General features: G+C 49.7%; 10 protein-coding genes and 1 other annotated feature. Of the genes, 3 read left to right on the top strand and 7 right to left on the bottom strand.

The window, feature by feature from the left end:
- Positions 1-10: 10 nt before the first annotated feature.
- The gene (gene pheS, locus H8K20_RS08445; RefSeq protein ID WP_186488084.1) at positions 11-1,024 is read right to left on the bottom strand and encodes a phenylalanine--tRNA ligase subunit alpha; all 1,014 of its coding nucleotides are present in this window, start codon (positions 1,022-1,024) and stop codon (positions 11-13) included.
- An 86-nt stretch (positions 1,025-1,110) separates the two neighbouring features.
- Positions 1,111-1,347 (bottom strand) — a binding site (T-box leader).
- 139 nt (positions 1,348-1,486) lie between these two features.
- Between pheS and acpS the strand changes: the two genes are divergently transcribed.
- Positions 1,487-1,843, top strand: a complete 357-nt coding sequence (gene acpS / locus H8K20_RS08440) for a holo-ACP synthase (RefSeq protein ID WP_186488083.1) — start codon at positions 1,487-1,489, stop codon at positions 1,841-1,843.
- A gap of 2 nt (positions 1,844-1,845) precedes the next feature.
- On the opposite strand, the gene H8K20_RS08435 is transcribed toward acpS, so the two are convergent.
- A complete protein-coding gene (locus H8K20_RS08435; protein WP_186488082.1) occupies positions 1,846-3,018 on the bottom strand; it encodes a GGDEF domain-containing protein in 1,173 nt (390 codons plus the stop codon).
- A gap of 188 nt (positions 3,019-3,206) precedes the next feature.
- Between H8K20_RS08435 and H8K20_RS08430 the strand changes: the two genes are divergently transcribed.
- Together H8K20_RS08430 and H8K20_RS08425 are read left to right on the top strand one after the other, a co-directional pair.
- Positions 3,207-3,779, top strand: a complete 573-nt coding sequence (locus H8K20_RS08430) for a hypothetical protein (protein WP_186488081.1) — start codon at positions 3,207-3,209, stop codon at positions 3,777-3,779.
- A gap of 290 nt (positions 3,780-4,069) precedes the next feature.
- Positions 4,070-4,423 (top strand): type II toxin-antitoxin system PemK/MazF family toxin, encoded by a 354-nt coding sequence (locus H8K20_RS08425; RefSeq protein ID WP_105204987.1) that lies wholly within the window; start codon positions 4,070-4,072, stop codon positions 4,421-4,423.
- Between the two features lie 631 nt (positions 4,424-5,054).
- Here H8K20_RS08425 and H8K20_RS08415 read toward each other — a convergent pair.
- Genes H8K20_RS08415 through H8K20_RS08395 form a run of 5 tightly spaced genes read right to left on the bottom strand, consistent with a single transcriptional unit; the run spans position 5,055 to position 11,724 of the window.
- A complete protein-coding gene (locus tag H8K20_RS08415) occupies positions 5,055-6,224 on the bottom strand; it encodes a glycosyltransferase (RefSeq protein ID WP_186488080.1) in 1,170 nt (389 codons plus the stop codon).
- Between the two features lie 15 nt (positions 6,225-6,239).
- Positions 6,240-7,766, bottom strand: coding sequence for an oligosaccharide flippase family protein (locus tag H8K20_RS08410; protein WP_186488079.1), 1,527 nt, complete (start codon positions 7,764-7,766; stop codon positions 6,240-6,242).
- 5 nt (positions 7,767-7,771) lie between these two features.
- Positions 7,772-8,914, bottom strand: coding sequence for a polysaccharide pyruvyl transferase family protein (locus H8K20_RS08405; protein ID WP_186488078.1), 1,143 nt, complete (start codon positions 8,912-8,914; stop codon positions 7,772-7,774).
- On the bottom strand, positions 8,901-10,079 hold the full coding sequence (locus H8K20_RS14220) for a Coenzyme F420 hydrogenase/dehydrogenase, beta subunit C-terminal domain (protein ID WP_186488077.1): 1,179 nt from the start codon (positions 10,077-10,079) through the stop codon (positions 8,901-8,903). The genes H8K20_RS08405 and H8K20_RS14220 overlap by 14 nt, the downstream gene beginning before the upstream one ends.
- 37 nt (positions 10,080-10,116) lie before the next feature.
- Entirely contained in the window at positions 10,117-11,724 is a 1,608-nt protein-coding gene (locus H8K20_RS08395) for an O-antigen ligase family protein (protein ID WP_186488076.1), read from the bottom strand.
- Positions 11,725-11,867: the final 143 nt, after the last annotated feature.

Genomic DNA, 11,867 nt, shown 5'->3' with positions numbered 1-11,867 from the left:
CTACCTCCTGTTAGAACTGGCTCAAGAACCGCTGGTCGTTCTCGTAGAACAGCCGCATATCGCCGATACCGTAACGCCGCATGGCCACCCGCTCCAAGCCGATACCAAAGGCGAAGCCGCTGTATACCTCGGGGTCGATACCGCAGTTTTGCAGCACCCAGGGGTGGACCATACCGCAGCCCAGCAGCTCGATCCAGCCCTCGCCTTTGCACAGGCGGCAGCCGGCGCCGTGACAGGCATAGCACTGGGTGTCCATCTCGGCCGAAGGTTCGGTGAAGGGGAAGTGGTGGGGCCGGAAGCGCACCACGCTGTCGGCGCCGTACAGCTTTTTGGTGAACACCTCCAGGGTTCCTTTCAGGTCGGCCATGGTGATGCCTTTATCCACCACCAGCCCCTCGATTTGGTGGAATACCGGTGAGTGGGTGGCGTCCACCGCGTCGGAGCGGTAGACCCGCCCCGGGGCAATGACCTTGATGGGGGGCTTTTGCGTCTCCATGGTGCGCACCTGCACCGGCGAGGTCTGGGTGCGCAGCAGGATGTTATCGGTGATATAGAAGGTGTCCTGGGTATCGCGGGCAGGGTGATCCGGCGGCAGGTTGAGCGCCTCGAAGTTATAGTAATCCAGCTCTACCTCCGGCCCCTCGGCTACCGAGAAGCCCATGCCCAAAAAGATCTCGGTCAGGTCGTCTAGCACCTGGGTCATGGGGTGCAGGCCGCCCTGCTGGGGCAGCTTGCCGGGGATGGTCACGTCCACCCGCTCGGCCTCCAGCTGGTTCTTCAGCGCCTCAGCTTTCATCTGTTCGGCCTTTTTGGCGATCGCATCGGCGATATCGGCGCGCACCTGGTTGGCCAGCTGGCCGATCTGTGGCCGCTCCTCGGCCGACAGTCCGCCCATCTGTTTTAAAATGGCTGTCAGCTCGCCCTTTTTACCCAGGTATCTCACCTTGATCTCATCCAGGTCGTCTCTGGCCGCCGCGATCTGCGCGATGGCCTGCTCCTTGATCTGCAGCAGTTTGTCTTTCATATCCGGCTCCTTTCACAGTGCGGGTCTTTTGCTTGGGGACGGCGCCGTTTTTGGCGCCGGGCAAATAAAAAAGCCCCCGTCCCCCAAATAGGGACGAAGGCGTAAAAGTCTCCGCGGTACCACCCTGCTTTTTGCTTAGAGCAAACACTCTTTTTGCCGCTAACGGGGCTGCCCGTCCCCACCTACCGGCCACAGGGGGCTTTCAGCGGGGCCGCTCGGGAGTGAACTTCGCACTGCTGGCCCTCTGAACCCTTCACAGCAGCCGGGCTCTCTCTGAAAAGAGGGGAAATAAGCGGTGTTACTCTCTCCGTCATCGCGTTTATATACTTTAAAATAGCACATCCCCCCGTGTTTTGCAACACATTTTGAAGCAGATATTTGTAATTTCTGCCGGTTTCCTCTATAATCACAGCAGAGGACTATCGCCCACCGGCGACGGTAAAGTATAGGGGAGGGATGTCGATGTTACGCTGCGGCTGCGATATTATCGAGATCGAAAGGATAAAAAAGAGCATGGAGGACCCGCGCTTTTTACAGCGGGTGTTCACCGCTGGCGAACGAGATTATTTTACCCAAAAAAACAGCGCTCCCCAAACGGTGGCCGGCGTGTTTGCCGCCAAGGAGGCGCTGGTGAAGCTTGTTGGTACCGGCTTTCGCGGGCTTTCCTTCACCGATATCGAAGTGGTGCACACCCCGCAGGGCAAACCCTATTACCGGCTGGCGCCGCGCGCCGCCGCCCGGCTGGGCGATTATGAACAGCTAGATCTCTCTATCAGCCATGATACTGGGCGCGCGATGGCTGTGGCGGTGTGCCTGTAGCGTTACCGCCCCTCGCCGGTGTCGCAGACTACCTGGTCTTTTCCCTGATGTTTGGCGGTGTACAGCGCCTGGTCGGCCCTACGGATAAGGGTCTGCCAGGCGCTTTTGTCTTGGGGAACCGCCGCGCAGGCGCCAATGCTCACCGTGACCGGCGACGGCTTACCAGCTGCGTGCAGCGCCAGTGCCCGTACCGCCGCACACATCTCTTCGCCCCGCCGGCGCACCGCCGCGGTATCCGCGCCAGAGCCCAGATATAAAAACTCCTCCCCACCGTAGCGCAGAATGTACTCCCCCTCACTCTGCAGGCAGCCCAGCAGCGCCTGACTGACCTGATCCAAGCAGGCATCGCCCATCTGATGGCCAAACTGGTCGTTATACAGCTTAAAATCGTCGATGTCGATCATCATCATGCCCAGGTGCTTTCCGTGCTCGGCGCAGTCGGCACAGATGGCCGGCAGCCGCAGGTCTAAAAAGCGGCGGTTGTAGAGCCCGGTGAGCGAGTCGTGCCCCACCAGGTACATGAGCTCCCGGTTCTTCTCGGCGATCTCCCGGTTTTTTTCGAGGATGAGCTGCGCCCCTTCATGCTGTCGCTTTTGCGACAGGTAGCGGTAACAGGCGATAAAGATCGCCACCGCCGCCAGCACGGTAGAGTTGAGGTACAGGCCGAAATTGTCCTGTTTGGTCGGCTGATAGTAGGGCAGTGCCAACATCAGCGCGATCTGCGGCACCCCCAGCAGTACAGCCGCCGGCACGGGCGGAAGCTCGGCCAGCACCGCTACCGTGAGCAGTACGGTCAAATAGGTCTCGGCACCTGGGCCCACCCGCTGATCGTACAGCGTTACCATCACCGCCCAGCACAGCAAAAACCCGCAGTAGATCCACTGCAGCCACAGAGTGAGACCCGCCGAGCGGGGCAGCGACCGCTTTAAAAAAGGCACACAGGCCAGCCCCAGCAGCGATACGACAAGCAGGCAGGCATAGAGCAGCACGTACACGCGGCTGGCCGGGGTGTGCAGCCGCCAGCCGGTATAGACGAGCGCATGCAGGATGTTAAAGAGCTGGATGCCCGCGACCAGCAGTAATATCCACCACAAATAGCGCAACACCCGCTGTGCCATGTGTTCTCGCAGGTCCTGCCTTTTTTGAGCCGTGGTGCTCGGTGCCGGTCTCTTCATACGCTCCTCCTCATGCTGGCGGTATGGTCCTTATGACCCCATTATACATATATGGGTCCGGCAGCACAATCACTCTGCGCACATTGGCAAACAGGTGGCGGCATACTTTTTGGCCGGCGGGCATATCCTAAAACAGTGCCCGGACCCTGTATATTGGGGCCGATGGAAAGAGAAAAAAGAGGGGGATAATGCCAATGAGATCATGCTGTGCCCGCCGTATAGTAGCGGTGCTGCTGGCCTTTTGTACGCTGACAGCACTGAGCGGCTGCCAAAAAAAAGAGAGCGCCGCCACCGAGAAAAACCCCACCCAGCAATTTGAGGGCGCCTTTGGCTGCCAGTTAAAGATCGAGAGCGGCGACTTTATATGTGGCCTGCAACTGCAAAAAAATGCCGAGGGACGCATGTCCTTTACCGTATCAGAGCCGGCCAGTCTGGCCGGGCTCTCCTGCGAGATGACGGTGAGCAATGTAGTATTTCGCATGGGCGGTCTCGAGATCAATCCCGCCGGACTGCAGCTAAAGCCGGCAGGGGTGGCGACAATCTTAAAAAATCTGTTTCGCGCCGGGGATTACACCATCAAAGAGAAAAAGGGGATCATCACCGCCACCGGCAAAGACGATCAGGGAGATTTCTCGATCGCCTTTGACAAAAAGACGCTGCTGCCACTGTCCATGACCTACGGCCAGAAAAAAGACCAACAGCCGGTCACCATCACAATCGAGAGCTTTACCCCCCAGAGCGGACCCCAACAGGGGAGCTGACGGATCTTTTATATTTGTTTCTGCCGCTGTGCAAAAGCCCCTCTGTATGCGGGGGCTTTTTTGTTTTGGACAGCAGAATATAGGCGGACGGCTGCGCCGCCACTTTTTTGCGCACACACCTTTTTGCTGGTAAAAATATACTGGTATACGCTCCTTGCGGTGATTAAAACCCCAACCTCCCGGTCAAACTACAGATGAGAGCGGTGGGGCGGACAGGCTGCCACGCCGCTGCCGGATAAAAAGATCGCCCGCTCTGGCGGGCACACAGCGAGCCAAAAGGAGTGAAAAAGATCGTGAACGAGGTAAGACGGGGCGATATTTATTACGCAGACCTGAGCCCGGTGGTGGGTTCTGAACAGGGCGGTGTGCGGCCGGTGCTCATCGTACAAAACGACGTGGGAAACCGCCACAGCCCCACCGTCATCGCGGCGGCCATCACCAGCCAGCGGGATAAATCCAGGCTGCCCACCCACATCGCCCTCAACAGCAAAAAGTGCGGGCTGGCCAAAAATTCCATCGTGCTTTTGGAACAGGTACGCACCATCGATAAGACCCGCCTGCGCGAAAAGATGGGTCAGGTCGATAACGGCTCGATGAGTCAGATCGATCATGCCATCTCCGTCAGTCTGGGTCTGGGCGGCTGACTACATACGCTCAGCCGCACCCGACGGGCAAGAAGTCCGCGCTTTCTCACAGTTTGCAAGGGGCCGTTCATCGGCCCCTTTTTTGTGTCCGCGCGCTTTTTCGGCAGAGGAGTTTGCCGGTCGGCGGCTATTTGGGTAGGGGGACGGCCAAACTGACATGGGCGTGAAGGAGGGCTTGGCGGCGTACAACCACTTTGCAGAGCTGTGACATAAGATGATGCAGCACAGTGTTTGCAAGCGGCGCTCTTGAGAAATTGAAAGAGAGGCCTTTTTTATGTATATTCGACAGATCCCTCCCTGTTATGCCTGCGGCCACGTCACCTGTAGCCCACACCGCCCCGAATCGGTGTGCCGCCCCGACCCGGGGTGCCCCACCGGCCCTACTGGGCCCACAGGGGCGACCGGCCCCATGGGCCCCACCGGCACGCGGGGAGCGACAGGGGCCGCCGGCCCGCAGGGTTTTCCCGGCGCTATCGGCGCCACCGGGCCTGCGGGGGCTACCCGGTACGATTGGTGCGACCGAGCCAATTACAATAGGGAAAAATTATGAATCTCTCAAAGAGAACAAAAATGAAAGCGGACAAATTCAAAGATTGTCCGCTTTTACCCACTGGTCATAGATCGTTTAGTTTTACTCCGGAAGTACCTCGATTTTGACGAACGGCCGGATACAGAAGAATTCACAGATTTGGTTTACTTTTTCTTTATCCTGCCTGTGGCAGTAAAAAAGATGAACACCCTCGCCTATTTTATTTAAAAAATCAAGATAAAACGCATCCAATTTGTGACTTAAAAGAGCCTTATGGAAAGCCCTCATATCACAACCAAGATAAATGGTAAGCTGCTGAGGTAAAACGACCGTTTCCCAGTTTTGATTAGTCTCGTATTTATCATAAAAGGAGACAAGCTTGTTTAAAAACAGATTTTCCCGATAAGCCAGACCAAAACGCTTCTCTATAACGAACCGCACAATTTGACTCTTGTTTTTTTCTTCTCTGTTTTGATATAGTGGAACGAAATAGGAACCGAGTCGAAGTTTATTGGCGGTTCGATAGGCAAGGTACTGCAAACGATAGGCGGGAATATAAAAATATTTCATCAAGTTTGTAAGTGTTCGCAGTTCCCCATTGATGACGTTGAGTTTTCCAAGCTCGCTGTTTATGTAATTTCCTTCAAACACCCGATAGCGGAACATTGGAAAATCCATATTTTTTACATCTAGACATTTGCTTTCCTGAGAGAAGTCCAGCCAATATGGCATGTTAGAATCGAGATAGGATTTTTTAATCTTTGTGCAATAGACATCTTTTCGGAAAAAAGCGAAATCTATGTAAAGGTTTCTGCCGAGCCATAGATAAAGGAGCGCGGCTCTATCCCTATTTTGTCGGTAAGGCATAACGGTATCGTACCGAATCTCTCGACCGTCGCCATCTATCAATATTTGATTCCCCATATATGCGTCATAACCAGGGTGAGCCTTTTCATAAGCAGCAAACTGGGAAAGTGTTTCTTTTCCCGCCAGCAGATCATCAGAGTGGAGAATATAGACATAATCTCCGGTAGCATATGTGAGCCCGTTTTTTATCGCGTTGAGCTGATCGGCGTTTTCCTGTTCACAGTAGAAGATTTTGTCGCCCCTTCCGCTGAGATAAGAAGAAACGACCTCCGAAGTATGGTCAGTTGAGCCATCGTTGACGATGATAAGTTCCCAATCGTTATAGGTCTGATTGATGACCGACTCAATTGCTTGGCCAATGCTTTCTGCATCTTGATAAGTCGGCATAATAATAGAAATTTTCATGTAAATTTTACCTCGTTAAATCTTTTTAAATAAGCGTTTGATGGGGGATAGCAAAAGACCTTTTTCATAGGAATTCATCCCGATAAACCAGGTGAATACGAAGTAGAAGCCACATACGACCAGCCCTTTTATGATCACGCCCATCCATCCGGAGAATGGAAGAAAGTAGTTGACGAGAAGAGAGGCTCCGAAAGAGAGGAGGACTGCCGGCAGAATTCCCCGAAAAGTTTCTCGATAAGCGCGCGGCATGTTCAGACCAATCTTTTTATGGTAATATAGGTTGATAATGACAATATTTCCAATAATTAAGGATAAAACCGTGCCAAAAGCGGCGCCAATTGCTCCGAATTGAGGGGAAAGAGCAAAACTTAAGACGATATTTCCGATACAAACTCCGAGATAGCTGAGAACTCGAAATCTCATTTGGTTTTTTACCTGCAAAATAACGATCCCGATGTTTTGAAAACAGGGAATGGTAGTTGCCAGCAATACCGCACTGGCGATATAGTAGGCTGCTATATATTTCTCTCCCAGCCAGGCGGATATAAAATCCGGCCCGACTACTAAAAAGCCCACTAAAACCAGTCCGAGTATCAAAAACTGAATTCTGCCAACTTGGATCATCAGATCGGTCAGCTTTTTTTTCGCATTTGATTCTGTTACGATCTTCGTAATGGTCGGTAGAAACATAGTGGCCAACGCGGTGGAAATCATAATGTAATAGTTGGGAATGGTCATACCGTAGGCAAAGGCATTGATCTCAACTGGAGACGCGGAGACGATACCTAAGACCAGCTGCCCCAGCTTCCAATAGATCTGGTTAATCAGCATATCTAAAAAAATGTAAAAGGAATAGTGAGTAATTTCCTTCATCAGTGCGAAATTCATGTGATGGAAGGAGATCCGAACTTTTAATCCCCAGAAAACATAGACTGCAAAAATGATGGCAGTGATAATATTAAGAACTGTATCCAAGACGACAATTGCAACCGAATCAAAGCCCATCGACAAGAGCAGGATCAAGAGGACGACCCGAACCACAGTTCTTAGCCAGGTAACAACTTTTTGGAAAGAAAATCGGCTGTATCCGCTCATAATGGCGGGGAAAGCATTGGATAAAAGGGAAAAGGCCAGATTCGCGATTAAGATCATAAACATCAGAAGAGCTTTATGAATATCCGCGTCAGAAAAAGCATCGCTGGCTAGAGCATTGGGAAGAAAGGGTAAGACAGCCAAGCCGATCACAATAACTAAAATAGCGAAAAAAGCATAGAGAACGAACGCCATTCCCAAAAAGCGCTGCTGCTCCTGCTCTTTATTCTCTAAACGATATTTCGCGACATACCGAATAATCGCGTTGCCGATTCCAAAATCCAGTACGGAGATATATCCAACCAGAGCGCCGATTAGATTATATAGACTGCATTCCGTATCGCCTAGATATTTCAACATCACAGGGGCTATAAGTAGGCCTACGGCAATGTTTGTAAAAATAGAAAGGTAAGAAAAGACAGCTCCTGATTTTATTTGGTTTTTTGCCATAATTTTTACTCCACCTCTTTATAATGATCGAGAGCATTTATTAAGAATTGAAGCGAACGCCTTCTCTCCTCTTCTAGTCGCATTCTGGGCAAGGTATAATCGATTGGATCCAAATCGCCGTCGCCGCTTTCCTCGGTGACTAGACGAAAAGAAAGTCCTAACCGGCTGAGAATATGGAAAAGTCGGGCATTTTGGTTTTCTGGATCGTTTTCCTCGTGCCGTTTCAATGCGAAAAAGTTTTTTTCTAAATTTATAGATAATATAGTCCCATGAAAGGAATCGGTACAGATATAAGCTGCATTTTGAATTAGACCAACAAATTCGCAAGGGCCCGCGTCTATTTTGCGAATATCACCCCAAAACAAATCCTGATTGACAGCCGGAACTACTACCAACTTGTAGCCCGTCTTTTTTTTCAGACGGAGGGCAAACTCCCGCAGCGGTTTACGGCTCCCCAGAAAATAGCATAGAATGTATGGCTCGGCAATATCCGGTTTAGCGGCAAAGTCCTCCCACTCCGCCTTGCTTTTCAACAAGGTGGGATCCAACACTATCTCGGGCCGTCGATTGCAAAGAGCTTCCACCAAGTCTGCGCCGTGTGTCTCACGAATCGACAAAAAATCAATGCGCTGGATAAGTGCCTTCATTTGCGACATGAGCTTATCCGGAATATAGGTGCAACCGATGCTGGGAGCATAAGCGATTTTGCCGATAGAGTCCGGCACGAAATCCAGAAAATAAGTGGGATCTAAAAAACGGATACTGGGCGTCCAAATTTGGTCGCTCCCGCAAAGAAAAGCCGCATACCGCTGGAAATCCTCCCGAATTTCTGCCCCACTGGTGTAAACTTTGCTTTGTGGAATTTTGTCTTCAAAAAAGGAATTAAAGCGTCGAGCTTTCCGCTGATAGTGCTTCCAAAATAAACGCCGCACAAGAGCGGGCGGAATCCTTTGCAGAACATCCTTTAGCTTTTCAGATTTGCTGGAAAAAATGATATTTGTATCGCGGCAGTAGTGAATTATTTCAGAGGGATAGCCCAGATCATTAAGCTTAGAAACCAGCGCATAGGCCTGCAAGGCGGAACCGTAGTTATAGGTTTTATACCATGTTAAAATTCCAAACATCGTTACCTCATCACTTTCTCGCAAACAGCTGCTGCTTGTAAAATCGCAGCTTTGCAACCAACTGGTTTTTCAGCGGCTGCTTTGCCAGTTTTTTGATGCAGTGGACAATATCCTCAGTGGAGTCAGTATGACAGATGGTATGGAGATATTCTTTTCGCGACGGCGGTTCTTTTACAATGGTTTCAAAGGAAGCGTTGGTTTGAAAGACATTTTTCATAGAGGATTCAACTTTTTCCATTTCAGGCGCGACACTGTCAAAAAGTGCTTGTCCTTTTGCAGTTCCCATCATGACGAGAGATACACCGTCACGGTGATAAATTTCAGGGTGAACCCGCTTTACATACCAGTAGTCGGCCAGCTTGATATCGCTACCGCTGTTGTATTTTTTAAATTGACAGTGATAACAGGCAGGGCGGAGGAGGAGATGGCTGTAAAAAGCCTGGATAAAAGGGTCGAAAAACCTTACCTTTCTGTACTGCTTCGTTTTTCCGCGGATTACCATACTAAAGGAATCCCAACCATACTGCTTGTCTCGAAACGCAATACCGGTAATCGGCTCTTTCCATCTCTTTGCATAGTGCTCTCGATAAGCACGGAAAGCTTTGGGGTTAGGTACCCCTGTACAAATGAAATCACAGGTAACAAGATGAGGGTACTCCTTCCCCAAAAAGCGGTTGAATCCGGCAATTTGGCAGGGGGTGCCACTAAATAAAACTGGGCGTCCCTGTTCTAAGAACGCTTTGGCTTGAGAATAAGAATCTCCCATTTGGCTTTGAACATATTTGGAACCGCGGAATTTCTCAAGCCCCTCCAGGGTATCAACGCCTACGTGGCAAACGTTCCACTGATTGTCAAAAGCGGATCCGTACACTACGCCGCCTTTTTTAATGATTTTTTCTGCCAATAAAGTAAATATGCCCCCGGAGGAACTTTCCTTTAGGACTTTTTTATCTTTATTGACACAAGCGAATACCTTGATGTTGTCCAGCGGCAAATCTGCAGGTTTTTCTTTCTGAACCGGACAGACAGCAATGCATTTGCCGCACTCGACGCAAAGAGATTCGTCTACCTTCGGGTAGGAGAAACCCTCCGCATCCTCTTCAAAAGAGATACAGTGCTTGGGACAAGTATTGGTACAGGCACCGCAGCCGGTACAAAATGCTTTTTCTTCGATCTGGATGTGCTTCACTGCTCATCTGCCTTTCTTTGGCTTAGACCGTTTCGGGTCATTGCATAGGAGCTTCCCGAAGGCTCTTACAAAGCCCTGCGCACAAAAAGCCCATCAAAATGGTAACAAACATATTGTCCAACGTATTCCCGCTGATAAATCCGGCCAGCAGAACGATAGCAAGGGGAGCAGTCAGCAGTACATTAGTTATATGGAAGTTTTTTTTAAAGTTTCGGAATAGCAGATACAGCGCACCGAGAAGAAATAGGAAAAACGGGCCAAAAAACAGGATAACACCTATGATTCCCATCGAATAATATTGAGAAACAATATCCCGTTCTACGTTAAAGAAAGAGGACATCTTGTTATAAGAAATCCCAAACAGGTCATGAATTTCGGTTGCGCCAAGCACCTTTGCTCTCTGAATCATAGAAAGTTCGATGAAGCGGTTATCAAGCCGCTTTTCGGCAGGCTGGCACAGAATGTCATACCAAAAATCCGGGTCGTATTCATAAGGATACGCTTCCAGTATAAACCGTTTGTTTATTTTAAGCCGCTCATAATTTTCCTCAATATATTGCAGCTTCTCTTCTTTTGTTAAGGAAGCATTGGGTATGCTGCCGCTTTGTCCGCCCACCTGTGTTTTTTCCGCACGGGAGCTGGAGACAGAGACAGAGGCGCTAGAAGCTGAGCTTTGGGGAACAGAAGAACTTTTGCTGGAGGTTTCGTCTACTTCTGATTGCTGGTTTATAGACACTGTGTTGTTGTGGACATCGAGTCTAAAAAGCGCTGGAGAACGGGGGATTAGAATGACGCCCAGCAAGAGAACCAAGAGAGAGACAGACAGAGCAATCCAGTTCCATTTTTCCTTGTGAATGATTACAAAAAACAGATAGACGCAGAGACAAAATACCATCGCCAAAACCATTCCGAAGGTGGCGATTTTGGTGCCAAGCATAATCATGGCGATAGACTGCAAGATCAATGTAGCGCCTGCCAAGATGCTTTTTTGCCTGACCGCGACCAAGAATACGATCGGAAAAATCATCATGAAAACAGCGGAAATTTGGTTGGCGAAGTAAAAGAAACCTTTAGATGCCAGCCCGTTAAACCCGGCAAGCCGATACCCGTCGGTAAACCAGGAGAAAATATTGGCCTTAATGGTCTCGTTGGTATAGGAGTCAAGGGAAATGCAAAGGAGGTTGCTGGCAATGATAATACTGGACATAATCAGGGAAAGCCAAACGAATACTTTGAGAATGGACTTTAGTGGAACTCCAATATAATAGGTTATAAAAATTAGGAGGATTGGGAGTGTGAGCCGGCAAACGTAAAAAAATTCGGAAAGGATGCTGTAATCCAATACCTTTCCGTTATGCAAAACAAAGCTCCCTGCCGCCAGATGATGCAATACAAAGTAGATCAAAACTACCCCGAGATAAGCACCAATCACAATTTTAGTCTTTGCAGGCACCCATTTTGCAAAAAGCAGAGCGGCAAGTAAAACGGCGACGGCGGCAAACCGCACGATAGTCGAGGGAGAAAAGCCAAATATCGAAATTACGTTCTCTGAATAAAGGTAAATTGTATCCAAAAAGGGCTGCAGAAGAATAAAGCCAATAAGGAATATTTGCAGCGACTTTTTAATTTTGGATTCTTCAGTCATTTTATATCTCCTTTATAACTTAGAACGTTTTTAAAAAAACGACATAGAAAAGCGGAAAAGTCCCTATAATGAAACTGGCGGAATGATTCTGAATCCGCCTTTGTTTTTATTGGGGATGCCATATTCTCTTTAGGACAATTATT

It is taken from the genome of Neobittarella massiliensis (ex Bilen et al. 2018) (assembly GCF_014269355.1).
Taxonomy (GTDB): domain Bacteria; phylum Bacillota; class Clostridia; order Oscillospirales; family Ruminococcaceae; genus Neobittarella; species Neobittarella massiliensis.
The sequence above is the reverse complement of the archived record's forward strand: the minus strand, read 5'-3'. Positions and strand labels throughout refer to the sequence as shown.

What these genes read in the sequence shown, in the direction of transcription:
- H8K20_RS08395 (WP_186488076.1), bottom strand. Translation starts at nt 11,724, where the DNA reads ATGACTGAAGAATCCAAAATTAAAAAGTCGCTGCAAATATTCCTTATT.
- acpS (WP_186488083.1), top strand. Translation starts at nt 1,487, where the DNA reads ATGTTACGCTGCGGCTGCGATATTATCGAGATCGAAAGGATAAAAAAG.
- H8K20_RS08435 (WP_186488082.1), bottom strand. Translation starts at nt 3,018, where the DNA reads ATGAAGAGACCGGCACCGAGCACCACGGCTCAAAAAAGGCAGGACCTG.
- H8K20_RS08415 (WP_186488080.1), bottom strand. Translation starts at nt 6,224, where the DNA reads ATGAAAATTTCTATTATTATGCCGACTTATCAAGATGCAGAAAGCATT.
- H8K20_RS08430 (WP_186488081.1), top strand. Translation starts at nt 3,207, where the DNA reads ATGCCAATGAGATCATGCTGTGCCCGCCGTATAGTAGCGGTGCTGCTG.
- H8K20_RS08410 (WP_186488079.1), bottom strand. Translation starts at nt 7,766, where the DNA reads ATGGCAAAAAACCAAATAAAATCAGGAGCTGTCTTTTCTTACCTTTCT.
- pheS (WP_186488084.1), bottom strand. Translation starts at nt 1,024, where the DNA reads ATGAAAGACAAACTGCTGCAGATCAAGGAGCAGGCCATCGCGCAGATC.